This window comes from Williamwhitmania sp. (assembly GCA_035529935.1).
GTDB lineage: Bacteria > Bacteroidota > Bacteroidia > Bacteroidales > Williamwhitmaniaceae > Williamwhitmania.
The window spans coordinates 1-25,838 of the sequence record DATKVT010000134.1 but is presented as its reverse complement, the minus strand read 5'-3'; the positions used below and the strand labels follow the sequence as shown (position 1 = coordinate 25,838).

Below are 25,838 nucleotides of genomic sequence, written 5' to 3'. Positions count from 1 at the left end.
GAATTTCTGCTTATTTTTAAGCACCACAAGGTATGAGCGATGTGATTATTAATACAGTTCTCCGCATTCTTGCTCTTTTGGCCTCCTCAAAAAGAGGGGAGGATGTGTTGCTTACTAAACGGTATGTGGAGAACTACTTATATAGTACCTATGGCCGATCGATTGGTAAAGCGAAATATGGCGATTTTATCCAATATTTGGAGGCCTACTCTTCCAAAAAAGGAGCACTACAAAATCTACAACCTCTACTTAACTTAATTAACAAGGAATACTCCCTTGCGAATCGCATTCAAATTTTCATTACCCTGCTCAACTTTATTGGATACATCTGGAATTTTCGAATGGGTTTCTTTGTTGAGGGTGAGAATTTTGTGAATGAAATAGATAGCGTTGCATCCGGCCTAAGGATTGAAAAGTCGGTATATCTTAGTATCCGCCAGTTTGTATTTAACGAGCATCACCGCATCGCCAACAAGCACGATCTTCTATTTGTAGGGGCCGGTAGCTCTTCCGTGGACGATATTCGTTACATGAAGAGGTCGGGGCTCAGGGGATTAATTACCTTTATGTATGTGGCTTCTGGTGAGATGATCTTGCTCCATTATCGGGGGCGCGATTTTTTGGAGATTAACGGAAAAATTGTATTTCCGAACCAGCTCTATACGCTTACTCCAGGAAACTATATCACCGGAAAAGGAATACAGCCAATCTATTACGGTGAGATTCTTGCCGCCATTCTAAAGAGAAGTGATTCCTCCAACATTACGCTGGCCGCGTCAAAGGTAGAGTTTACGTATGGCACCACAGGGCAGGGAATTCATAACCTCTCCTTCTCCTTCCATTCCGGTGATTTGGTAGCCATCATGGGCGATAGCGGAGTGGGCAAGTCTACATTGCTCAACATCCTTGCTGGGCTTAATTCGGCATACCAGGGTAAGCTATTGTGGAATGGGTTGGAATATAAAAGCCACAACAGGCTGTTTAGGGAGCTTACAGGATATATTACGCAAGAGGATTCGCTGATTGAAGATTTAACAGTATACCAAAATCTTTATTTCAGCAGCTTGCTCTCGTTGGGAGAGATGAGTTCCGATCAAGTTGCACAGCAGGTGGAGCGGATGCTTAACGTGATGGAGCTGTATGAAATAAAGGACCTAATTGTTGGGTCTCCAACCAATAAGGTTATAAGTGGAGGCCAGCGTAAGCGCCTTTCCATTGCCATTGAACTAATGCGTGAGCCAAAGGTTCTATTTGTAGACGAGCCCACCTCTGGCCTGTCATCGGCCGACTCCGAGAAGGTGATGAATACATTGAAAACACTTGCGCTGCAGGATATATTGGTCATTGTTAATATTCACCAGCCTTCCTCCGAAATCTTTAAGTTGTTCGATAAGCTTCTCGTTCTTGATAAAGGTGGTTATCCCATTTTCTTTGGAAATCCGCTGGAAGGGATTCTTTACTTTAAGCAGCAAGGAAAAAGGGTTGACCAGAACATTAGCACTTGCGACAGCTGTGGAAACGTAAAGCCAGAAATCATTTTTGAGATTATTGACGAGAAAAAAGTCAACGATTTTGGCGTACTTCTGAGCGAAAGGAAACGAACCCCAAAGGAGTTTCACAGCGAATATGTTAAGCAATTATCTTTGATGGAAGATTCATCCATCCAAACACCAATCCCTCAACCAAAGCACATCAGCGCCAAGCGGTTTCTGCAGTTTAAAATATTCTTTCAGCGTAATGTGTTATCGCGCAGGAATAACCTTGAGTTTGCCATCTTTTCGATCACCGTTCCGTTGATCCTAAGTATCATAATTTCCATTGTATCAAAAAAATTCTCGTTTACCTCGACTGGCGAGCCAGTCTACAACTTCTTCAATAACCAGAATATCCCATCCTTCTTTTTCATGGCGGTGATTGCCTCCATGTTTATAGGCATGATAATTAGTGCTGATGGTATTTTTCGAGACCGAAAAACCCACAAGCGCGAGGCCTACGTGAAGCTTAATAGAAGCAGTTCCATCAATGCCATCGTGCTGTTTTACATTTTACTGAGTGCCCTTCAAACCCTGGTATTTACCATAATAGGTGTTTGGATATTACAACTTAAGGGTATCTTTTTCCCTCTGTGGTTAATACTCTTCTCCATATCATGTGTTGGTAATATTGCAGGTTTGCTGGTGTCATCCATTTTTAAGTCCATAGCAGGCATTTACTTAGCAATCCCCTTCCTTTTTCTACCCCAAATCTTGCTCAGCGGGGTGGTTGTTAAGTTTGACCAGCTCTACTACAAGTTCAGCTCCCCCGAGGTGGTGCCAATTATAGGCGATGTGATGGCTTCGCGATGGGCTTATGAAGCTATCGATGTGTATCAGTTCAAGCATAATGCCTACGAGCAGCCACTGTTTGACGCGGAGTATGCTGAAAGCAACCTACGCAATGGGTTGTTATACCTGCTACCGCTGATCACCTCCAGCCAAGAGCGTCTTGAGGCAATGCCAGTGGATGAGCGTTTGGCAAGCCATGAGTTTAAAGTGCTTCAAAGCGCAGTTGCTAAGCTTAATCAGCTGGATATTGGTCCTTCAAAATGGAATATTCGCATAAATGGTTTGCAAACTGATAGTTTAAAGGTGTTTGACTTCAAGTTGGAGCAATACAAGACTCGTCTTTCTAATGAGTATAATAGGGTTATTGCCTCAAAGGAGCTGATTATTGAGCAGCAAATGAAAAAGCATGGCGGTTCGGATGCCTATATCGACTATCGAAACCAATGGCAAAATGCTGCATTGGTCGATTTAGTACGTAATAGGGCCGAGCAAGATCCTGTTCGTATAGAAGGAACAACCGTCACGGTGATGGTTGACCCGGTGTTTCATGCGCCTCAAAACCGCTACGGTCGTGCCCATTTTTATGCACCCTTCAAGAGAGTGGGAAATGTAACTATTGGCACCTTTATTTTCAATTTATTGGTCCTCTGGATTATGTGGTTTGGAGGCTATGCTATCCTTGTTACTGGAATGCTAGGCCGTTTAGTCAGCAAGGTAGAGCATAAGCAAAAGGAATGGCGGACCAAACGAATAGAGCGGAAGTGACGATTTTTTTTGTATTTTTAGTTTTTAATTACTTCAATTAACCTTACCGATTTGCTATGGATTCCATGATTAAAATTTCTAAAAGAGTGAGCAGGCTAAGAGCCTTTGCTATTTTTGGCCTAGGCCTGGGGATTTCATTCTGTATGGTAGGTTGTCAAGGCTGTAGCACTACTTCCAGTAGAAGTGCTATCGATACCGTTGCCCAGGTTCAAGACACCACAACGGTTGGTATCGATTACCTGCTTCCCACTCCAGAAGAGTTAATCTCTTCGTTAGCCGATAATGATTTTGGTTATAAAGATGTACAACTCCTCGATCTAAAGATAGTGGACAAGGTTACCCTTACCCGGTATAAAGCACTCTACTTCGGCGTTGCTTATACCGATTTTTTATACCTCAGCTACTTTAATAAGGGTTATAAGGCATTGGACTATCTCAAGGCTCTCAAAAAGTTAGCCACAGAACTTGGTATAAGTAACCAGATGAATCAGAATTACCTAGACCGAATGGAGAAAAATCTCACCAATGTGGATTCCTTGAAAATTATTTCCATTGAGATGTCGATAGAGGTATTTAAGAATATTGAAACACTCGGGGGGCAGGAACTCTTTTCAGAGGTTGGGGTTGGAACTATAGTGGAGGCCCTTTACCTTGCCTCGATCTCCATCGACGATGTAAACAAGCAGCAAGTTCTAGTGAAACAGGTGGTGGATATGGGGCTATTCTTCGATAACTACCGCGAAAATTTTGCGCAGTATAGTCCAAAGGATTCTGCCTCCGCAAAGCTAATGCGCGACCTGAATACCATTAAGGATGGTTTCTATAGTTTAAACGAAAACAACAACAGCCTCACCGTTGTGAAGAAGACGGTTACAGATAGCACTGCCACGATTATCCTTAAGGAAAAGGGTGAGAAGCAAAGCCGATACAGTACCGAAAAGTTTCTCCAACTGAAGAAGCAGATACAGGCAATACGTCAGAATATTTTCAGCCAGAAGTACTAACCATGCTCTGTTATATCAGGCATTTGTATGAAGTTAAATTCTGCAAAATAAAAGATTAGGGAATGAAAAAGATATTGTTACTTATGCTGCTTTCAGCTTTTACTGCAACCTTGTATGGACAGAGTTGCAATGGATTTAATAAAACAAAAGGTTGTACCCGCTTTAATGTTGAAGGTTATAATGTCTACGGTCAATCCACGAATGCCCTTCTCTTAGCCGATTCAACCTATCGATACAGTGTCGTGCTATTTGGTGGTAAGGAATATCGTGTTTCCTTTTGTGCCGACAGGGAGTTTTATCCTATCCACTTTAGGCTTATCAATGCCAAAACTAACGAGGTGACTTACGATAATGAAACCGATAAGTATGTGGAGTCCGTTGGCTTTGCCGTTAATGATACTCGGCAGATTATTATTGAAGTTACTTTGATGCCTAAAAAACAAGACTACCAGACCTTCAGTGATAGAACATCTTGCGTGGGTATTCTCATCCAGTGGAACAAAATACCATCTATTGGATTTAAGTGATTCGCTTTTCGTGGAGATGGGTTGATTACTGATTTCACGTTCATTGTCACATAGTGTTTGTTTGTCATTGTATTGCCTCAGCTTGTGGAATTGATTTCTCCTTTTGCTCCAAACGCCGTTAAATAGGAAAAGAAGAGTCCATAAGTTTATAGTAATCGGAATTGAAACAATAATGTGCTATGTTTGATAAGGTAATTGATATAGGAAACACGCCAGATAGGGAAGAGGTGCAGGAGATTGAGAATAGCTATTCTCCGGCAGATAATTTAATTTTACTTGTCGAGGACAATGAAATTCATTGTCAGTTAATATCTGCAGCCCTTGAGGCCATTTGCCATGTCGACATTGCCTCTAATGGAGAGGAAGCCCTCGATATGGCTGCACGGTCAACCTATCCGGCCATTTTAATGGATATTAACCTAGGGTCGGGCATTAGCGGGGTGGAAACAACTCAACAGATTAGACGAATACCTCGCTATCGGATAACCCCGATCATCGCCATCACAGGATTCCTCGTTAATGGTGATCCCGATAAGCTCCTCACTTCTGGATTCTCATTTTACATCGAAAAGCCCTTTCCTATAAACCACCTTCGTACGGTTGTTAGCGACATTTTAGGCTTGAGAGGGCAATGCTAAGAATAACATTCAGGAACAAGGTAGGATTGCAATAAACAGCTACGAGGATCTTTTGTCATCTCCCAATTAACTCTTTCTCGAAAATTAAGACTACACTCATCCTTTCTTCACCTTAAGAGGTTGTGTTTATGTCTTCCGCATATGCCGCAATCGCTTAAATTTCAGTGCTATTGAATTTAGTGTCAAAATGCACTATCTTTCGAAAGTTAGATGGGTTTATGGATATGTTTACCTCACCTGTTTGAGTAACCAAAATTATTTGGGCTTTGTCAATCAATTACGTGTGGTCATTGTACTGAGTGCAGTTAAATAACGGTATGATTCTGCCTTTTAGAGGAGTTCTATTGAGGTAATTTATGGTCAATTAAGGGAAATTAGCTTTTTATGTCAGTCTAAATCAAATATCTTTAGCCAAATTTAATTGGAAAGCAGATGCCGTTGGTTAAGGTTGAGATTATAGCGGGTAAGAGTTCCCAGTATAAAAAGGCACTGATGGATGGAATCCATCAAGCATTGGTTAATACCATCAAAATTCCTGACCACGATCGTCGCCAGCGTTTGTATGAGTTGTCTACTGAGTGCTTCGAGCATGGTGGCAGAAGCGATAGCTACACCATAATTGAGGTAACCATGTTCAAGGGGCGTAGCGCGGAGGCTAAGAAGTCCTTTTACAGGGAGGTGGTAGAATTTCTCACAGCTAATCCAGGAATTCCAAGCAACGATATAACCATTGTAATTAATGATCCTCCCTTGGAAAACTGGGGGATTAGAGGCGGCAAACCAGCTTCTGAGGTCGATTTAGGTATTAACTTAAACGTATAGCCATGGAGGCAACTGTTCTTAATAAAACTGGCTACTGTGGAGTTTTTTGTGGCGACTGTATTCCTTCTAGGTCAGAGCTATTTTGTGTGGCACGTACGCTCAAATCGGAGCTTGCCGTTAATCACCTCGAAAAGTATGCACAAATTAGGGAGCAGAAGCAAGAGGTGTTTAAGGACTACAACCAATTTCTTGATGTTTTGAATGCCATCATAAATTTGGAGTGCAGCGGAAGTTGTCGAAAGGGGGGATGTAACGAAAACTGCGAGGTTAGAAGTTGTGCCACATCGCGCGAATTGGTTGGGTGTTGGGCATGTGACGAAATGGAGCAATGTGAAAAACTTTCACACCTTAAAAAACACCACCCAAATCTCGATTTTCATCTTAATATTATTGCCACAGAGGGATTGGTTGCCTTTCACAATAAACGGAAATCGCACTATGCATGGAACAAGTAACCAAAAATAGGATGGAGATAAAGGAGCAGATAGATACCTTTTTGCGTGGTAAAACCATTGCTGTAGCAGGTGTATCGCGCCACAAGAAGAAGTTTGGATATCTTGCATACTTGGAGTTGAAGGAAGCTGGTTACAAAGTATTCCCCATCAACCCCAATATGGCAGAAATTGACGGTGAGCATTGTTACCCAAGACTTTCTTCCATAGAGGAGCAGGTGGATTCACTGTTGGTATGTACGGAGTCCGTTGGGTTGGTGGTTGATGAGGCTGTTGCCTTAGGTATTCAGAATATTTGGCTACAAAATGGCATTAACGCCGATAAGTTGGGTAATCTAGCTATTCTTGGGATAAGTCTAGTGCAAAATGAGTGCATTCTTATGTATGCTGTTCCGCGCAAATTTCCTCATAACCTGCATCGGTTTATTCGAAAAACCTTTGGCACCTTGCATGCCTAACTTTCTTTGTAGATAAAGATTGTAAAGTCATCGGGAAGATAGTTCTCCGTTACTAAAACTTTTTTTGCCAACGATTTACATAGGGCAAGGGTAGTGTCGCGCTCATGCGCTTTTAAGAATGAGCTATGGGGAAATGTCGCAATGTTAAGCATATTAAAACCGACACCTCTCCTTGCATGGCTAACCATTTTCTTAATCAGATTGGTGTAGTATGTCAGATCGTTGCTCTGGTAGCAGAATACCCCACTGGCGAAAATGTAATCAGCTGTAGGAATATTATTTACAGAGAAATCACTTTGAAAAAATTTGGTGTTGGAACATCCTGCAAAAGTTTGTTCTGCTTCTTCAATGAATTCCGGCATAAAATCGATGCCGGTATAGGAAAAGTTGCTAAAGCGTTGGTCAAGAAATTTCTTAAAGTGGCCGTAACCACAGCCCAAATCTAGTATCGAAAAACTGCTCAGGTTGGCCATTTGGGCCAGAATTTCAAAACGTTTTTGCTGGCCAATCTCATTTTCCCAGCCGAGCGCGCCCAAACTACCTCTTCCGCACTGTTCAATCCATTTTTTGTGAAAGGAACACACAGCGCATTTTTCGAGCAGATCCATCTATCAGCTAATTAAGGGCTTGAACGAGTCGTGGTAAAGCACCGGGTCGAACTCAATTACTTCATACTGAGCAATACCATTCAGGTTAAATGGATCTTCCTTGAGCAGGTTCAAAACCTCCTCTTTACTCTTCCCTCTCGAAATAATTACGCCACCAGTTCTTGGGTTTTGTGGTCCAGAAGCGATAAATTGGCCACTGGCATAGTGGATACTTAGAAATTTTCTGTGCGCCACGAGAAAATGGTCAACCTCCTCAATTGGCTTCAGGTAAGTAACAACAACAATATAGAGCATTGCTTAAGTTTTATTTTATCTGAGTAAACTGTTCTTTCCTAAATATGGTTAGATCAACAGGATAAGCAAAAACGGCTATAAATCAGGTTGATCGGTATCTGTATATTCATCCTCGAATACCTCCAGTATAGGTTCTTCGGTAAACGATTTGCTCACCCATCGTTTATCAATGGTTAGCAACAAGGATGGTAGTACCATAATGTTGAAAAACATGGCGATAAAAAGGGTGGTTGAGATAAGTATCCCCAGCGCCTGGGTGCCACCAAAGCCGGAAACGATGAATACGCTAAAGCCAAGAACAAGAACTATGCTTGTATAAATCATGCTAAACCCCGCTTCGCGAAGGGCGAATATTACCGAATGCTTGATGTCACCTTTAGAAACCTTGAGCTCGTGCCTGTAGCGCGAAAGGTACTGTATGGCATTGTCCACTGAAATTCCGAGGGCAATGCTAAATACAATTATGGTGGATGGCTTTATGGGAATGCCAATAAAGCCCATGAGGGCCGCCGTTATAAGCAAGGGGATGATGTTGGGAATCATGGATACCAATATCATCTTAAATGAAGAAAAGAGTAGCGCCATGAGCAATGAAATAAGGATGATGGCAATGGCAACGCTCTGAAATAGGTTTCGAATAAGGAAGTTGGTGCCTTTTGCGTATACAACACTATTTCCCGTAATAATTACGTTATAGCGGTCTTTTGGAAAAATGGAATCAACGGTTTGCTGTATCTGGTGGGTTAAAGCATCCATTTTTTTGGTGCCAAGATCTGCCATTTGAAAGCTGATGCGGGTAACCTGCTTTGTGCTATCGAGGAATGAATGCAGCGGGCTCCTTTTGCCATCCATCTTTTGTGGGATGTATGCAATCACAAAGTTGTTTTCCATGGAGTTGGGTAACGAATACATCGATGGTTTTCCTCCATAGTAAGCCTGACGGGCAAACTTGAGCATTTCGGCCATCGATAGTGGCTTGGAAAACTGGGGGTGCTTGTTAATTTTCTCCTGTAGCTGATTTATTTTTTCAATTGTGGAGTATTGCATGGCACCATTTTTCTTCTTGGTATCCACCGATATTTCAAATGGCATGACTCCGCCAAAGTTATGCTCAAAAAATTCAAGGTCGAGGTAAATGGGGTCACTCTTTTGCAGATCGTCTACCACCTTGCCCGATGTTTTAATTAGGCTGATACCAACTGCTCCAAACAGCAGCAGTGTTCCAGCAACGCCATAAATTAACTTTCGTTTGTGGGTAATTGCGTAAATAATCTTGTTGAGCATACCACTAAAAAAGCTACTGCTGAGATGCTTGGTGTGTTTGTCGTCTGGTGGTGCTAAGTAGCTGAAAATTATTGGCAGCAGAGTTATGCAGAGCACAAATTCCAGCATTACATTAATGGCGGTTACGACGCCAAACTCACGTAACATCTGGTTGGGCACAAGAATAAATGCGGCAAACCCAATTGCGGTAGCAGCATTGGTCATTAAGGAAGCAAGTCCAATGCGTTGAACCACTCTAGTTAATGCCTTTATCTTATTTCCATGGCTACGAAACTCCCAGTGATACTTATTGAGGATGTAGATGCAATTTTCAATGGCAATAATCACAACTAGCGATGGGATTACGCCAGTGAGAATGGTGATTTTATAACCAAAGAGTGCGGTTGTGCCGAGCACCCACACAATGCTAATGGCGACAACTATTAAAGAGCTTAGAACAACCTTTACCGATTTGAAGAATAGAAACATTATTAGGGCAGCTACCACCAAGCTCATGATTATAAATAATCCAAGCTCATTTTTCACCTTTTGGGTAGTGACTGTTCTTATGTATGGAAGTCCTGAAAAGTGAACGCGGACTCCCTCGTTTTGCTGGTATGCCTTCGCAAGGGTGGTGATATCCTTTACAATGGTTATTCTGCTAATATCGTTCAGTTTCTTTTTATCGAGCGTTACTGCCATGAGGCAGGCGTGAGTTTTTGGATTGTAGAGTAGACCTTGGTAGAATTTAAGGCCGAGAATCTGTTTTTCTATGGTATCTACCTCGGCCTGGGTAGTGGGCCTTTCCCTAACTAAAGGTACAAAGTCGAAATGGTGGGTTTCGGTATTCTTGACCAAGTTTATGGTTCTGGCCATGCTCACCACCTCCTGAACTCCATTCACGCTGTGGACTTGATTTCCCAAGTCGTACCAAGCGTTGAACTGACTCAACTTAAATATGTTATCGTCTTGAATGCCAATAACAAGCACGTTGCCATCTTCTCCAAACTTTTGTTTGAATTGATTGTAACGAATAAGCGTACTATCGCTATTCGAAAGAAGTGAAGCAGACTCATAGGAGAGCTTTACCGAGGTCCCCTCGTAGGCCATAAAGGCTGTAAAGGCAAGCAGAATAGCAATAATAGTTGGTCGATTTCTGAATATCAACCTCGATACGGCGGTTAGCATAGTTAACTTAATTCAAAGGGAGTAAAGGTATTGTGTTTGTCGAATTTATGGAAATAAGTTGACGTATATTATTTATGCGATCAACAGTTTTATGTTCTCTATCCCAAACCCATTGAAAACAGTTGGAACCAGATAGCTAATTTCTCTATCATGGTTTGGAATTCGTGAGCAGGAGAAGTTCAGTAAGCCATTGGTCAATGAATTTTGCTAATTACCAATCGCCTTAATACTTTATAACCATGTATTTAGTCTGTTGGTCATAAAACACTTGCTTTCGCTACCAAATGCACCATAAATTTATAATAGTATGGAATACGGTTAATGCCCTGATATATAGATGTTAGTGTATCAAAAATATAATTTGTAGTAACCTAAATATTAACATTCCCTAATCCCTCACTAAATGAAAAAGTTTCTGTTTCTATTTGCCTTTGCACTGTTGTCTCTTTCTTCAGTAGGCCAGCAGGCAGTGACCCTTAAGTTTGCGCGACCCTCCAAGTTTCAAGGATCTGCTGCAAAAATCAAAATTATTATCCAAGGAAATGAATACATTCTAAAAAACGGAAGCACCATTTCAGTGAATGTAGTTCCCGACTATAAAGGTTCCCTTAAAATTGACGGTAAGGTTGGGCTTGGCTCGCAAACCGTATACTACCTTAAGCCAAAGCCGGGTGAAAATTATGAATTTGAGGTTGGCTTCAAATTTAATGGTATATACATCACTTTAACCAAGGGAGAGGAGGCGAAGTTGAGTGAAAGCAACAATCCCCCAAATAATGATACCACCGGAGGAAAGTGGGATACAAACGTCAATCGCGTTAGTTCTGGAGTGGGTATCACAGCAGAGAAAACTGATCCCAGTGAAGCCATAAGGCAGGATTGGTTGCAGCGAGGAGGAAAGATTGTTTACACCTCTGTGATGCTTACAGGTACCTACTTTGGCATGGACGTTTCCGGGTTTGGTAAGATTAATGGCTATGGTGGTGGTTTATCTTTTAACCAGAACTGGATCAATCTGAAGGTACCTGCTTTCAAACCTGGCCTTTCCACTTGGAATTCGTTCAACATTGGCTGGGGCTACGATTTGATGATATACTCCTACAAGTTCGATATGAAGCAAGACCCAATCACAATGAATATGAGCGTTTTTAATATGTCCATCCCCATTGCTGCTAATATTGGGTGGACTTTAGGTTTGGGTAAGTTTATTGATCAGGGCAATTGGCACGGAGTTAATCTCACCGTTAAGTGGAGACCATCTCTAATGCTTAATTTGACATCTACATCAGTTAAAACATCCTCCACCGATCCAAATATTAGCATACCAGAAAGTACTTCAAGCGATAATAGCACACAATTCAGTGCAGGCGGTTTCGGCTTTGACCTTGATTTTTCCAGCTACAGCGCCACCATGGAAAGGCTTGCGCCAAAACCAAAGACCAAGTTTTCCTTCTTCTTCCTACCAAAAACGAGCAAGAGTCCGCTATTTATATCCTTAAGCCTTGGTATTAGCTTCTATACCCGGTAAAATTAAGTGAGGCAACAAGATGACATAGTAGGAGGGTGTCCAAAATAGTTGGTCACCCTCCTATTGAATTTTCAATAGGTCCATTACATTTAAAATGTTCTTCCTTCGAGGAACCTTTAAATGTTATATATGTGTAAATGATTGGCATTTAGTAGACTTAATGAAAATATATTGAGATACAGCATAGGGTAAACTTCTTTATGATGCTCTTAGATATGAGAAGATTTATAAGTTGTTTCACCAAAAACATAAAGCAATGAAAGCATTGGTTACCAAATTTCTAATTCTGAGCATGACGACACTGCTTTGGGTAGGCGTTGGACCTGCTACTGCTCAGATCAACGACAGCTACACCGCCATAAGTGGTGTGGTTAAGGACTCAAATTCGAAAGAAGTTCTGCCGTTTTCAAGCATTACGGCAGTTGGCTCAAACGTTTCGACAGTTGCAAATTCAGAGGGAGAATTTACAATAAAGATTCCCCTATCAGACACTGCTGCAATTTTTGAAATTTCTCATCTTGGGTATGTTAACCGTAGGTTTCGGGCGGCAGATATTAATCCTTCCGACAAATTTTTTTATCTTGATCCCTATGCTGTGGCCCTTCAACCTGTTGTTATTAAGCCAGAGAATGGACGTAGCCTAATTCTTGAAGCGTTAGATAAGGTGAAGGATAATTACAGTTCTCAACCAAATGCAATGAAGGCCTTTTACAGGGAATATGTAAGGGAGAACAGGGATTACCTTTCAATTTCTGAAGCATTGGTTGATATCTATAAAGCTTCATATACTAGCGGCATCGACGACGATCGCGTGAAAATTGAGAAGGCTCGAAAGGGAACCAATATTAAAAAAGCAGATACCCTTGCCGTAAAATTGGAGGGTGGTCCTAAGGTTATGTTGATGTTAGATATTGTTGCAAATCCAGATGTAATTCTATCGCGTGAAAGCCTTGAAGACTATCATCTTGAGGTTGTAGACATGGTGAATATTGATAATGAATTGAACTACGTTGTTCAGTTTACACCAATTGTAATTTTGCCATATCCACTCTACATTGGAAAAGTTTACATTTCAAAAGAGAGTAAAGCTATTACCATGTTGGAGTTTCATATGGACTTGTCAGATAAGCTGAAGGCTAGCCAGCAATTTATTCGCAAGAAACCCACGGGCCTTGTATTTACCCCGAGTCTTGCCAATTATAGGGTTACCTATAAATTGCAGGATGGGAAATACTATCTGAACTATGTACGCAGCGAATTAAAGTTCAAGTGCGACTGGAAAAAGAAATGGTTCAAGAACAACTATACTGTTGTGGCAGAAATGGCTATAACCGATAGGTCTACCAAAAATGCAGTAAAATTCCCTCTCAAGGAATCATTTAAATCGAGCGATGTATTTGCCGATAAGATTGGTAGTTTCTTTGAGCCGGACTATTGGGGTGCCAACAATACGATTGAACCGGAGGAGTCAATCGAAGCTGCACTTAAAAAGTTTAATCGACAGGCAAAGCGTAGCCAAAAGTAGGTGGTTTAAAGTAATTGGGCTATCGTGAAAAGCTGGAAGAGCAGGCGTTGTAGGGGAACAGCGGTAAATTTAACCAGCAGGTAGCGGTAGCCCTCTTTTCCCTTTACTTTAAAGGGATGTCAAAAAATATCGCTAACTTTATAATTGATTAAGATCGCATTATGCCCCTGAAAAACATTAACATCCAGCGTAAGATTCAAAATAGCGATATTGTTGAATTTGAAAGGCTCTTTCGTACATTCTATGCCCCACTTTGCCGATATGCCCTTCAATTTCTTAAGGATATGGATTTAGCAGAAGAGGTTGTTCAGGAGTTTTTCTACAACTATTGGAAAAAAAGGGATGAGATTGCCATAAAGATTTCCCTTAAATCATACTTCTACCGATCCATAAGAAACAACGCTCTTCGATATCTCGAGCACGTTGCCATAACAAGGCAATATGCACAAAGTGTAGTCGCTACGCAGGAGGAATTTGGGATGGAGTATGCTTCTGACGAGCTGGAGATGAAAGAGTTGAATGCCATTATTGAGCAAACCTTGAATGAACTACCTGAACGCAGCCGGCGTGTTTTTAAAATGAGTCGTTTTGAGGGGTTGAAATATCAGGAGATTGCTGATGCTCTTTCCGTATCCATTAAGACAGTGGAAGCTGATATGGGAAAGGCACTTCAACTTTTCAGGAAGAAGCTGAAGCATTACGATGAGTATGCAGTTTAACCCGATAAATGTGTTAAGGCCATGAAGCTAGACGAAAATAACCAGCAGCATTTTGAGTACATAGGTCGCTACCTGGCGGGTGAGATGTTTGATGAAGAGAGGCAAATCTTTGAGGGTGAGATAGACATGTTTGATGAGAATAAAGAACTTTTAGCACAAATGAAAAAGGAGTGGAGATTGATGGGCAAATACAAAGATAGTAAAATGGTAAATACCGATAGTGCTTGGGCAAAGTTGGCCGACAGGTTTGAGGAAGACGGTTTATTGCCTAAGCATACAATAATTGCTAAACAACCTAAACGCATAACTCCAATGTTGAGGTGGGCGGCGGCAGCGATTGTCGTTATGGCTGTTGGAACAACTTGGATATATACTTCCCATAGATTGAAAGTGAGTTCTCAGTTGGTGAATCTTTCAACCGGCTCGGAGCCAACAGCACTTATTCATACACTTGACGATGGTTCCACCGTATACCTTGCCAGCAATACTTCGTTGTCTTTTCCTAAGGAATTTGATACCAGAGAGCGAAAAGTTGAACTCAATGGTGAAGCCTTTTTCGAGGTTGCCCACAACTCTCGGCAACCATTTTTAATTGAAACGGCTGCGGCAACAATTCAAGTTCTTGGAACTGCCTTCAATGTTCGAAGCGAGACTCCGTCAACCTTTGAGCTAATTGTTGAAAGAGGTAAAGTTAAAGTCACTCTCAAGGATGGTTCCAGTAATAGTTTTGTGGTGAGCGCTGGTGAGCGATTAGCAGCCGTAGGTAGCAATGTATCCGTTGTGAAAAACTCAAACAATGATTATATGGCTTGGAGATTGCAACGCATGCAGTTTAAGGATGAGCGGCTACAGGATGTGGTGAACGTGTTGAATCGAAACTACCATTCATCCATTGTATTGGCTTCGAGCGAACTGGGCAATCGGCGACTTACCGTTACCTTTTCCAACAACACCCTCTCATCCATTACCGATTTAATATGTCTTGCGTTGCAGTTAAAGAGCGAAGTGAAGTCTGATACAGTAATTATTTCACAAGCCGATGGACGAAGGATCAAGTAACTTGTCTTTGAAACAAATTAGACAACAAGCAGCTCGCCGATCATTGAAAGCGATGCTGCTTATTGTCATTCTTTCTATTTGGTCTCAAGGCAATGCGCAGGACGATCCACTTCAAAAGCTAATTACAATACCCAGTCAGCACACCACCCTTTACCAAGCGCTGAACACTATTTCAGATATCACTGGCTACTACTTCATCTACGATAGCGAGGTAGTAAACAGTGACAAGAAGGTGAATTTGAGTGCCAATAACGAAACCTTAGCAGCAGTTATTAAAAGAATCCTTGGAAATGAGAATCTCAACTTCAGGGTAGTTGAGAAGCATATTTTAATTTACAGGGTCGATGATTTGCACGATCATTCAAACACCGCTAACCAACCTCACGATTCGATTACTGCCATTGAAATAAGGGGAAAAGTTGTTGATAAGGAAACACATAAACCATTGCCCTACGTTTCGATAGGGATTGTTAAAATAGGATTGGGAACGGTTACCAACACCGATGGGGATTTTGTGCTCATGGTCCCTCCAAAGGCCAAAAGGGAGAGTATTACTATTTCGCACATTGGATATAAGCAAGTAAGCTGTCCGGTAAGCATATTTCAAGAACATAGGTTGGTGTTCTACCTTGAAACACAATATATTTCAATACAGGAGGTTCTTATTAAACCCATAGATCCGGTAGCCGTCATCAAGCAGGCCATGGAGCTCCGTTCTACCAATTATTCAATTGATCCAATATATCTGACCGCTTTTTACCGTGAAGGGATAGAAAAGAACAAAAGTTACCTCAGCTATTCCGAAGCAGTGTTTAAGATTTATAAGACATCTTGCCTGAAAAGTCCAGATTTAGACCAGGTTAAGTTGCTAAAGGGTAGGAAAATGATTAGTCAGGATCAACGTGATACGCTTACCATAAAAATGAAAGCAGGGATCAACGCGAGCCTCTTGTTGGATGTGGTTAAAAGTATACCCGACTTTTTAGACGAAGAATATCTGAAAGACTACCGGTATGAGGAATCGGACATTGTATCAATGGATTCTAGTAGTGCTTATGCCATAGAATTTCATCAGAAAGAGGACGTTACCGATCCATTGTTCAAGGGTGTAATTTATGTTGATGTGAAGAGTCACGCAATCGTTGGAGTCGATTTCGAAGTTAATCCAGATTATATCGATAAAATAACAAATCAGCTGGTAGTTAAAAAAAGTCGAAAAATCAAGGTGATACCTGAAAAAGTTGCGTATTCTGTTCATTACCAAAAGTGGAATGGCAAGTACTACCTTAGCCACCTTAGAGGAGATATTTTCCTGCGTGTGAGAAAGCATCATCGCTTGTTTGCTAGTACATATCACACTTATTTTGAGATGGCAACCATCCAGCGCGATTCCATTAATGTTCAACGATTTCCAAGACAGGATGTAGTTAGGCCTTTTATTGTTTTTAGCGATGCTAACTATACCTACGATCCTAGCTTTTGGGGCGACTACAGCTATATTGAACCGGAGGAAAATCTGAGTCAAGCTCTTTCACGCGTTGCACCTAAAATTGAGATGGTCAACGGAAAGTAGGAATGAATTTTGACTGTAATAGGTTTTTCTACCATTTTTCCTTTAAACATTAACCTCCTCTCGATCTCTGCTTATCTTGCTGTGATATTTAGGATTTTGACCACTCTAATAGTTGATGCAGCGGCCGTAGAACACATCGTGCGCTAAGAATTACAATTTCAACTGCATCCCTTCTTCACGACATTTTTAGGCAATTTGTAGCAAATTGGTTTTAGGAGGGTAAATCCTTTCTACAAACTTTTTTTGAGCATTATTTTAATTTCCATATGTGCTGAATACCTGCGTTTTGTTATTTAATAATATGACAAAAGTCAACTTTATGCCCAAAATAATTGTTTTGACAGGTGGATTTTCGTTAATTGAGCTCCGATTTAATAACTCTGCCTATGATTAAAAAGTTGTTAGTAGCCAACAGAGGTGAGATTGCTGTACGCGTTATGCGCTCGGCCAAGGAGATGGGATTAAAGACTGTGGCTGTATACTCAGAAGTTGATCGTACAGCCCTTCACGTGAGGTATGCCGATGAAGCATACTTCATCGGCCCCGCACCTTCAGCTCAGAGTTATCTTGCCATGGAAAATATTTTAGAGGTGGCAAAGGCATGTGGAGCCGACGCCATCCACCCAGGCTATGGATTTTTGAGTGAGAATGCTCTATTTGCCACACGTTGTGCCGAAGAAGGCATTGCTTTTATTGGACCGTCGCCAGAGGCAATAAATGCCATGGGCGATAAGTTGCGAGCACGGCAGGCTATGATTGCTGCTGGTGTACCGGTGGTTCCTGGCACAACTGAAGGGATTAAGTCAGAAGCCGAAGCCTTAAAGGTAGCCGAGGAGATTGGCTATCCAATAATGGTTAAAGCCTCTGCAGGTGGTGGTGGAAAGGGAATGCGTCTAGTGAAAAAGCGCAGCGAGCTGGCCTCTGCCATCAGGGCCTCTAAATCTGAGGCCAAATCAGCCTTTGGCGACGATACTATTTATATAGAGAAGTATATCGAATCGCCGCACCACATCGAATTTCAAATTCTGGCCGACAAGCACGGCAATACCATCCACCTGTTCGAGCGCGAATGCTCCGTTCAGCGTCGTCACCAAAAGGTAGTAGAAGAAACACCATCACCGCTTCTTACCCCAGAGGTTAGGGCTGAGATGGGAGAGAAGGCAATTGCCGCTGCAAAAGCCGTTGGATACTACGGTGCAGGAACCATTGAGTTCATTGCTGGGGATGACCTTAGCTACTACTTCTTGGAGATGAATACCCGCCTACAGGTGGAGCATCCAATCACAGAGAGGGTTACCGGTAAAGACCTCGTTAAGGAGCAAATCCGTATCGCCAATGGAGAGGTTCTTTCCTTTGGTTTAGACGACATTCGACAATTTGGCCATGCCATTGAGTGCCGCATTTATGCGGAAGACCCTGCCAATGGATTTATGCCTAGCCCCGGAACCATTAAGCACCTTACCGAGCCTTTGGGCACAGGGGTTAGGCACGATGGTTATGTTTACGAGGGGTACGAAATTCCAATCTACTATGACCCTATGATCTCGAAGCTTATTGTTTGGGGTCAGGACAGAGAGGAGGCTATAGAACGAATGCGCAGTGCACTTCACTCCTATAAGATTACAGGAGTGAAAACGAACCTTCGATTTCTGGAGCGCATCATGGAATGTGGCGACTTCAAAACAGGAAAATACACCACACACTTCATTGAGCAGCACCTAACAGAGCTCCTAACCAATCCTGAACTCGATGTTGAGTCGGAGGATGTGGCCATTATGACGGTTTTTATTGACTATCTCAATGCAATTGAGAATGCAGGACCTACTAAGCCAGTTGGAACGAGGGGCAATTTGTGGAAGGAGTATGGACGTAGGCGAAGTCTCCTGCGGTTGTAGTTCAAACTTAATACGGGAAGAGAAATGTCATACGAAGTTCGTTTAAACAAAAGAATTGCTCAGGTTGACTTACTAAGCCAGGAGGGTAGCCTTGCCAAGATTTCCATTGATGGTAAGGAGTATGAAGCCGACATCATCATGGTGGAGCAGGGAGTATACTCCATTCTACTCAATGGGCGCTCCTACAACGTGGAGTTGTTTCCTGGGGAGCGCCCCAAAACTTACACCATCAATACCAAACGTGATGCATTTGATGCCGAGATTATTGATGCAGAGGCAAGGTATCGCATGAATACAAGCACCAGCATCTCCACCGATTCCGACAAGATACTGGTTTCACCCATGCCCGGCAAGGTAGTAAAGGTCCTCGTTGCTGTTGGCGATGAGGTAGTAGTTGGCCAACCGCTAATAGTGGTTTCGGCCATGAAGATGGAAAGTGAATTCCGCTCCAAGGTTGACGGAATTGTTTCAGAAGTCAGGGTAAATGAGGGCGATACCGTTGAGGGTCGCCAAATAATGGTCATCATTGACTAGCATGTTTGCATCTGTTTTCACTTTTGCTAGGCTGCTTGCTAGCAGACCATAGCGGTTATGGTTTTTTGAAACGAAAAAAAGGAAGAGCATGAACCAAAAAAAGAAATATAGTTTTCTGGAAAATATCAACCAGCAGGCTGAACTTGGCGGAGGCGAAGCGCGCGTTAAAAAGTTGCATGAGTCTGGTAGAAAAACAGCCCGGGAGCGGATCAGTATTCTTATCGACCCCGGCACTTTTGTTGAAATTGACAAGCTGGTTACCCACCGGGCAACCGACTTTGGGATGGCATCTCAGAAAATACCTGGAGATGGAATCATCACCGGTTATGGAAAAATTGATGGTAGGCTTGTTTACGTTTTCGCCCAAGATTTTACCGTTTTTGGAGGTTCGTTGAGCCGGGCCAATGCCGATAAGGTGGTTAAAGTAATGGACCTAGCTATGCGCATGGGTGCTCCACTTATCGGGCTAAACGATTCAGGGGGTGCTCGTATCCAGGAAGGGGTGGAAAGCCTCGCTGGCTATGCCGATATATTTTACCGTAACGTAATGGCATCAGGGGTAATACCACAAATTTCGGTTATCCTTGGGCCATGTGCCGGAGGTGCCGTTTATTCTCCTGCACTAACAGATTTCATACTTATGGTGAAAGACTCTTCGTGCATGTTTGTTACAGGGCCAGAGGTAATAAAGTCTGTTACGCACGAGGAGGTGAGCAAGGAGGATTTGGGCGGGGCCACTACCCATAATACCAAAAGTGGTGTGGCTCATTTTGTAGCCAATGACGATGAAATGGCTATGGTGCTCGTTCGGGAGCTGCTTACTTTTCTCCCATCGAATAACATGGAGGATCCACCAATAAAGCCAAGCCTTGATTCCATCCATAGGGCTGAAACAAAGCTCAGGAACATGGTTCCTGACGATCCCAACAAACCATATGATATTAAGGAAATCATCACAACGGTGGTGGATGACAACCACTTCTTTGAGGTCCAGCCATTCTATGCCGAAAACATCGTAATTGGCTTTGCTCGCTTGGGTGGACGCTCGGTTGGCGTTGTGGCCAATCAACCTGCCGTGCTTGCTGGTGCACTCGACATCAATGCATCAGTTAAGGCCGCACGGTTTGTTCGCTTTTGCGATGGATTCAACATTCCGCTGATCACCTTTGTTGATGTTCCAGGATTTATGCCTGGAACGGAGCAGGAGTTTGGTGGGGTAATTCGTCATGGTGCCAAGTTGCTTTATGCCTATGCTGAGGCAACCGTTCCCAAGATTACCGTTATTCTGAGAAAGGCTTATGGCGGTGCATACGATGTGATGTCGAGCAAGCATCTTGGGGCTGATATTAACTACGCTTGGCCAACGGCTGAAATCGCAGTGATGGGGCCCGATGGTGCTGTGAGCATTCTCCACAAGAATAAGTTGGACGAAAAGGCTCGTGCTGAAGCGGTGGAGGATTACCGTGATAAGTTTGCCAATCCATACAAGGCTGCTGCTTTGGGTTATGTCGACGAGGTAATATTCCCTGAGCAGACGCGACTTAAACTGTATCAGGCGCTGGAAATGGCCCAAAACAAGAACATATCAAACCCTCCCAAGAAGCATGGAAACATTCCGCTTTAAAAATTGGAGAGAATATATTAGGCGCCGGTTATTGCAACTGGCGCTTTTTTTTGGAGTAAGTTTGCAAACGAAAGCATTTATGCTTAGCCTCTTTTCTATCTTTGAGGAGCAATGGGAAGCAAATTTAAATACTATAAAATCTACAAGCCTTTTGGCATGATGTCGCAGTTTAGCCGCGAGAACAGCAATCCTACCCTAGCCGACCTTGACTTTGCATTCCCAAAGGATGTGTATCCGGTTGGCCGACTCGACCACGACAGCGAAGGGCTGCTGCTCCTTACAAACGATACTGCTCTCAACAAAATGCTGCTTTCACCCAAAAACATGCACCGTCGAACTTACTGGGTTCAAGTAGAAGGTGAAATTTCTCCAGAGGCGATTGCCAAGCTATGTGCAGGGGTTGAGATAAATTTAAAGGGAGTTAGGTATAGAACCTTGCCTGCAGTGGTTCATGCAATTCCTGCTCCAGAGCTACCCGAACGCATTCCTCCCATTCGCTTTAGGTTAACGGTTCCCACCTCGTGGGTAAGCATAACGCTCACAGAGGGTAAAAATAGGCAGGTGAGGCGAATGACTGCCGCTGTTGGATTTCCAACGTTGCGATTGGTCAGGGCTTCCATTGAAAGTATAATGCTAGGTCAGATGCAGCCGGGAGAGGTGGTGGAAATATTACAATGGGACAAAAAATCTATTTTAGGAAGTATCTCTTGATTTTAGGGCTTCGTTGAGGATGCCATTCTGCTGCCAATATTTCGATTATGCACTTTTGGTTTCAAATGCTTCACGCGAAGCCTTTATCGATTGCATATTTTCCACGGCCCATGCTGCAAGTTGCCGTATCAAAGGAATAAGGCTACTACCCCTTTCCGTGAGACTGTATTCCACTTTTGGTGGTATTTGTGGGTAAATCTGCCTAGCAATCAATCCATCGGCCTCGAGGGTGCGAAGCGTGACGGTCAGCATTTTTTGAGATATATCCACTATGGCACTGTTGATTGCACTGAAACGCATGGTGCCCTGCTCGCTTAGCAGTAACAAAACAAGTATTGACCACTTATCCCCAAATCGATCCAGCACATTTCGAATTGGGCATTGGTCAATTTTTGAAAATTTTTCTAGGCTCATCGCTATTCTATTATTCTGATGTTCAGTAATGGTTACCTGTAAGTAACTGGCACACTTCTACGTGCCTTCTTGCTTTTGACACAGTCACCAATTAACTTTGACTCTCCAAAGGTAAGTGAATTACTTATGTATTGTAGTTGAAATATAAAAAATTACAGAAATGAAAAAGATTTTGATTACAGGTGCTACAGGAAATCTTGGTAAGGAGGTAGTGAATTTCTTGCTTAGGAAAGGAGACAAGAAAGCAGTTGTAGCATTGGCTCGTAATGAAAGTAATGCTTCCGACCTTATAGCAAAGGGTATTGAGGTGAGGATAGGTGACTATGATAGCTATCCTTCACTCGTTAAAGCATTTTCAGGTATTGACAAGCTCTACTTTGTTTCTGGAAGTGATGTTGTAAAACGTGGTGCACAGCATAAAAATGTGGTAAAGGCAGCAAAAGAGTGTGGTGTAAAGCATGTGGTTTACACCAGCTTTCAGCGAAGCAATGAAACAGCCAGCTCTCCCATTGCCATGGTGGCTCGCGTTCATCTGGATACGGAACAAATGCTCAAGGAATCGGGAATGGCCTACACCATTTTGAAACATACCCTTTACCTGGATATGTTACCCATGTTTATGGGGGATAAGGTGCTCGAAACCGGAACTATCTTTCTACCAGCAGGTGAAGGGAAAGTCTCTTACGTTTTGCGGAAGGACCTCGCAGAGGCGGCAGCAAATATTCTACTTTCCAGCGGGCATGAAAATAAGATTTATGAGTTTTCAGCATCAACATCTATTTCATTTAAGGAGATTGCAGCAGTGCTCGCAGATCTTTCTGGAAAAACTATCAAGTATGTTTCTCCAAGTCAAGAGGAATTTCAACAAGCAATGTCAAATGCGGGTGTACCAGCTGAAATCATTGGAACGGTTACTGCCTTTTGTGGAGGAATAAAACAGGGAGAGTTTGACCATCCTACGGCCACATTAACGGAGATTCTGCAGCGAGAACCAGTCTCAGTGAAGGATTACCTAGCAGATGCCTACCACTTGGCATAGCAAACGCTAAATACCGTGAAGGCATCGCATTTTTTGCTCTGAAACCAGGTGACTTGTGGATTTTCCGATGCCTACAGGAACGAAAGGATATATAGAAACAAGAAAGGGGTCCAAAATGCTTGGACCCCTTTCTTGCTAAATAATGGTGTTATTCAACCACTATCATTCTGGTGCTGGTTCCTTTTTCACCAGAAACCTTCAGAATATACATTCCTTGTTTAAATCTCGACACATCAATGGTGGTAATAGTGCTTTCAATAATTCCATTGTATATGGTCTCTCCTGTTAGAGTAACAATGGAGATTATATTACCAGGTGTTGATTCAACAAACAGGTCATTGATGGCAGGATTAGGATAAGCCTTAACGTTGCCGTTGGTTACCTCTTCAATTCCTGTTGTGTTGTTAAGATGTATGCTGACAGCTTCAGGTAAACTTGTTTGTACTCCATCGCTAACAGTAACATAGATGGTAAAATTTGGGGTTGTCTCGTAAACCAAATCTAAGGGGTCGTTGACAGCCAATTCACCGGTAGCAGGATCGATGCTGAATGCCGGAATGGTATTTCCATTGGGGTCAGCATTGGTTGATATGGTCCAGTCTTGGAAGGTGGTTGGCGTAACATCACCGTCAGTGGCTACTACCGTGCCTATTACTGTTCCGCTAGGGGATTTTTCATCTATACTGAATGATTGATCTGGTGTAACAATTGGAGTTACATCGTTTACATCGTTCAGCGTAACGGTAACCGTTTGCGGATTACTTGTGTTCAGACCATCGCTTACCGTTAGGGTTAAGGTGAACTCTGCCGTTGTTTCTCTATCGAGTGCGGTAGTGTTTGTCACCGTTATTTCACCCGTTGAGGCGTCGATGCCAAAGGCATTGTTGGTATTTCCTCCGGTAATAGTCCAGTCTTGAAGCGTAGTAGGAACTGGGTCAGCATCGGTTGCCTGTACAGTACCAACTACCGTTCCGTTGCTCGAGTTTTCATCGATGGAGAAGGACTGATCGGCAGTAATAACCGGTGCGGTGACGTTGAGATTGCCTACCGTTACGGTTACCGTTTGAGCGGCACTGGTATTTACCCCATCACTCACCGAAACGGAGAGCGAAAATATAGGATTTGTGTTATGGTCGAGTGCAGCGCTATTGGCAACTGTGAGTTCTCCAGTTGAGGCATCGAGGCTGAATGCTCCATCGGTGTTGCCGCTTACTATCGTCCAGCTCTGGAAGGTGGTGGTAGGTGTAACATCGCCGTCGGTGGCGCTAATGGTGCCAACAACAGTTCCATTTGCCGCGAGCTCAGCAACAGGAAATAGTTGGTTGGCGGCTATCACCGGAGCCACGTCGTTTAGGTCGTTGAGGCTGATGGTAACACTCTGCTGTGCGCTGGTGTTTACGCCGTCGGTCACGGTCACCATGAGGGTGAATGCATCAATGGTCTCGCGGTCGAGTGCAGCGCTGTTGGCCACTGTTATTTCCCCGGTAGACGGGTTAATAGCAAAGGCGTTTCCAGTGTTCCCGCTCACGATGGCCCATCCTTGGAAGGTGGTGGGGGTCACGTCCCCATCTGTGGCCACGAGGGTTCCCACGGAAGTTCCGTTGGCGAGGTTCTCATCAACGGAGAAGCTCTGACCAGCAGTAATCACCGGAGCCACGTCGTTTAGGTCGTTTAGGCTGATGGTAACGCTCATCTGTGCGCTGGTGTTCACGCCGTCGGTCACGGTCACCATGAGGGTGAATGCATCGATAGTTTCGCGGTCAAGGGCAGCGCTGTTGGCCACTGTTATTTCCCCGGTAGCCGGGTTAATAACAAAGGCGTTTCCAGTGTTCCCGCTCACGATGGTCCATCCTTGGAAGATGGTGGGGGTAACGTCCCCGTCGGTGGCCACGAGGGTTCCCACGGAAGTGCCGTTGGCGAGGTTCTCGTCAATGGATAAGTTCTGACCTGCCGTAACCACCGGAACTACGTCGTTCTGGTCGATAATGGAGATGGTGAAAGCCTTCTCGTAATAAAGTCCACCCTGATCGGTGGTGCGCACTCGCACGCTGTAGCTGCTCTTGGTTTCAAAATCTGGGCTAGCCGTGATTCGCAAGCTGCTCACGCTGATGTTGAAGGAGGCGTTATCGGTGCTGCCTGAGCCAGCCACCAACGTATAGGTAAAGGTGTCACCTGCATCCGGATCGGTGGTGCTCAAGGTGCCAACAGTGGAGTTGGCTGCAACGTTTTCGTCAATTGCGCTAGCCGATAAGTCGATGTCGGTTGGGGCGTTATTAATAGTTAATGTTGTGAAACTAACTTCTGTTCCATATGAAGTACCTGCAGTATTAGTTGCATAAGCACGTACATAATATGTGGTATTTTGAGTTAAAGAAGTCATAGATGCTGTAAATGCCCCTGTGGCCGATGCGGCACCATTGTCCACCTTGCTATCCGAAGCCGTCGGCGTACCGGTGGTGTTCCAGCATACTCCGTAGGCGGTTGGATTTGGCACACCAAGGTTGGTAATGTTCCCATTTCCGGTAGCTGTTGTGGCGGCTATGGAGCTTACAGCTTGCGTGGTAACCGTTGGTGCAATTGGGCTTGTGGTGAAGGACACCTCTGCGCCATAGCTTGTACCAGCAGTATTTGTAGCAAATGCCCTGACGTAGTAGGTGGTGTTGGCCGTCAAGCTGGTCATGGAAGCGGTGAACGCACCAGTAGCAGAAGCAGCCCCTTTGTCCACCTTGCTATCCGAAGTCGTCGGCGTACCGGTGGTGTTCCAGCATACCCCGTAGGCGGTTGGATTTGGCACACCAAGGTTGGTAATGTTCCCATTTCCGGTAGCTGTTGTGGCGGCTATGGAGCTTACAGCTTGCGTGGTAACCGTTGGTG

22 protein-coding genes are annotated in these 25,838 nt (G+C 43.4%); 17 read left to right on the top strand and 5 right to left on the bottom strand.

The genetic code is table 11. The annotated features are described in order from the left end of the window. The first annotated feature begins 32 nt into the window (after nucleotides 1-32). The 7 genes from VMW01_10420 (at nucleotide 33) to VMW01_10390 (ending at nucleotide 6,990) form a co-directional block, all read left to right on the top strand. Nucleotides 33-3,089, top strand: a complete 3,057-nt coding sequence (locus VMW01_10420; protein ID HUW06668.1) for an ATP-binding cassette domain-containing protein — start codon at nucleotides 33-35, stop codon at nucleotides 3,087-3,089. An 86-nt stretch (nucleotides 3,090-3,175) separates the two neighbouring features. Beyond that, nucleotides 3,176-4,093 (top strand): hypothetical protein, encoded by a 918-nt coding sequence (locus VMW01_10415; GenBank protein ID HUW06667.1) that lies wholly within the window; start codon nucleotides 3,176-3,178, stop codon nucleotides 4,091-4,093. 62 nt (nucleotides 4,094-4,155) lie between these two features. Beyond that, nucleotides 4,156-4,620: a hypothetical protein gene (locus VMW01_10410; GenBank protein ID HUW06666.1), complete on the top strand. Its 465-nt coding sequence runs from the start codon at nucleotides 4,156-4,158 to the stop codon at nucleotides 4,618-4,620. A gap of 179 nt (nucleotides 4,621-4,799) precedes the next feature. Next, nucleotides 4,800-5,258: a response regulator gene (locus tag VMW01_10405; GenBank protein HUW06665.1), complete on the top strand. Its 459-nt coding sequence runs from the start codon at nucleotides 4,800-4,802 to the stop codon at nucleotides 5,256-5,258. 432 nt (nucleotides 5,259-5,690) lie between these two features. Next, complete coding sequence (locus VMW01_10400) at nucleotides 5,691-6,080, top strand: tautomerase family protein (GenBank protein HUW06664.1); 390 nt, start codon at nucleotides 5,691-5,693, stop codon at nucleotides 6,078-6,080. A gap of 2 nt (nucleotides 6,081-6,082) precedes the next feature. After that, nucleotides 6,083-6,535, top strand: coding sequence for a DUF3795 domain-containing protein (locus VMW01_10395; protein HUW06663.1), 453 nt, complete (start codon nucleotides 6,083-6,085; stop codon nucleotides 6,533-6,535). After that, nucleotides 6,523-6,990, top strand: coding sequence for a CoA-binding protein (locus tag VMW01_10390; GenBank protein ID HUW06662.1), 468 nt, complete (start codon nucleotides 6,523-6,525; stop codon nucleotides 6,988-6,990). Before VMW01_10395 ends, VMW01_10390 begins: the two co-directional genes overlap by 13 nt. On the opposite strand, the gene VMW01_10385 is transcribed toward VMW01_10390, so the two are convergent. The 3 genes from VMW01_10385 to VMW01_10375 form a co-directional block, all read right to left on the bottom strand. Beyond that, entirely contained in the window at nucleotides 6,987-7,598 is a 612-nt protein-coding gene (locus tag VMW01_10385) for a class I SAM-dependent methyltransferase (GenBank protein HUW06661.1), read from the bottom strand. The two genes, VMW01_10390 and VMW01_10385, sit on opposite strands and share 4 nt — an antisense overlap. A 3-nt stretch (nucleotides 7,599-7,601) precedes the next feature. Then, complete coding sequence (locus VMW01_10380) at nucleotides 7,602-7,892, bottom strand: YciI family protein (GenBank protein HUW06660.1); 291 nt, start codon at nucleotides 7,890-7,892, stop codon at nucleotides 7,602-7,604. A 75-nt stretch (nucleotides 7,893-7,967) separates the two neighbouring features. Beyond that, nucleotides 7,968-10,343 (bottom strand): MMPL family transporter, encoded by a 2,376-nt coding sequence (locus VMW01_10375; GenBank protein ID HUW06659.1) that lies wholly within the window; start codon nucleotides 10,341-10,343, stop codon nucleotides 7,968-7,970. 403 nt (nucleotides 10,344-10,746) lie between these two features. Here VMW01_10375 and VMW01_10370 point away from each other — a divergent pair, with 403 nt between their 5' ends. The 9 genes from VMW01_10370 (at nucleotide 10,747) to VMW01_10330 (ending at nucleotide 21,511) form a co-directional block, all read left to right on the top strand. Then, a complete protein-coding gene (locus tag VMW01_10370; protein ID HUW06658.1) occupies nucleotides 10,747-11,871 on the top strand; it encodes a hypothetical protein in 1,125 nt (374 codons plus the stop codon). Between the two features lie 256 nt (nucleotides 11,872-12,127). After that, complete coding sequence (locus VMW01_10365) at nucleotides 12,128-13,396, top strand: carboxypeptidase-like regulatory domain-containing protein (protein HUW06657.1); 1,269 nt, start codon at nucleotides 12,128-12,130, stop codon at nucleotides 13,394-13,396. Between the two features lie 161 nt (nucleotides 13,397-13,557). Next, nucleotides 13,558-14,115, top strand: coding sequence for an RNA polymerase sigma-70 factor (locus VMW01_10360; GenBank protein ID HUW06656.1), 558 nt, complete (start codon nucleotides 13,558-13,560; stop codon nucleotides 14,113-14,115). A 21-nt stretch (nucleotides 14,116-14,136) separates the two neighbouring features. Beyond that, entirely contained in the window at nucleotides 14,137-15,174 is a 1,038-nt protein-coding gene (locus VMW01_10355; GenBank protein HUW06655.1) for a FecR domain-containing protein, read from the top strand. A 7-nt stretch (nucleotides 15,175-15,181) separates the two neighbouring features. After that, complete coding sequence (locus tag VMW01_10350; GenBank protein ID HUW06654.1) at nucleotides 15,182-16,747, top strand: carboxypeptidase-like regulatory domain-containing protein; 1,566 nt, start codon at nucleotides 15,182-15,184, stop codon at nucleotides 16,745-16,747. Nucleotides 16,748-17,133: 386 nt separating this feature from the next. Continuing rightward, a complete protein-coding gene (gene accC / locus VMW01_10345; GenBank protein ID HUW06653.1) occupies nucleotides 17,134-18,642 on the top strand; it encodes an acetyl-CoA carboxylase biotin carboxylase subunit in 1,509 nt (502 codons plus the stop codon). A 24-nt stretch (nucleotides 18,643-18,666) separates the two neighbouring features. Further along, entirely contained in the window at nucleotides 18,667-19,176 is a 510-nt protein-coding gene (locus tag VMW01_10340; GenBank protein ID HUW06652.1) for a biotin/lipoyl-containing protein, read from the top strand. 88 nt (nucleotides 19,177-19,264) lie between these two features. Further along, entirely contained in the window at nucleotides 19,265-20,800 is a 1,536-nt protein-coding gene (locus VMW01_10335) for an acyl-CoA carboxylase subunit beta (protein HUW06651.1), read from the top strand. A 111-nt stretch (nucleotides 20,801-20,911) separates the two neighbouring features. Then, entirely contained in the window at nucleotides 20,912-21,511 is a 600-nt protein-coding gene (locus tag VMW01_10330; protein ID HUW06650.1) for a pseudouridine synthase, read from the top strand. Nucleotides 21,512-21,556: 45 nt separating this feature from the next. Here the strand turns inward: VMW01_10330 and VMW01_10325 are convergent, their stop codons facing one another. After that, the gene (locus tag VMW01_10325; GenBank protein ID HUW06649.1) at nucleotides 21,557-21,925 is read right to left on the bottom strand and encodes a helix-turn-helix domain-containing protein; all 369 of its coding nucleotides are present in this window, start codon (nucleotides 21,923-21,925) and stop codon (nucleotides 21,557-21,559) included. A 160-nt stretch (nucleotides 21,926-22,085) separates the two neighbouring features. Between VMW01_10325 and VMW01_10320 the strand changes: the two genes are divergently transcribed. Next, nucleotides 22,086-22,964 carry an SDR family oxidoreductase gene (locus tag VMW01_10320; protein HUW06648.1) on the top strand — a complete coding sequence of 293 codons (879 nt, stop codon included), beginning with the start codon at nucleotides 22,086-22,088 and terminating at the stop codon, nucleotides 22,962-22,964. A gap of 148 nt (nucleotides 22,965-23,112) precedes the next feature. Here VMW01_10320 and VMW01_10315 read toward each other — a convergent pair. Continuing rightward, on the bottom strand, nucleotides 23,113-25,838 hold a 2,726-nt coding region (locus tag VMW01_10315), incomplete at its 5' end, for a cadherin domain-containing protein (GenBank protein ID HUW06647.1).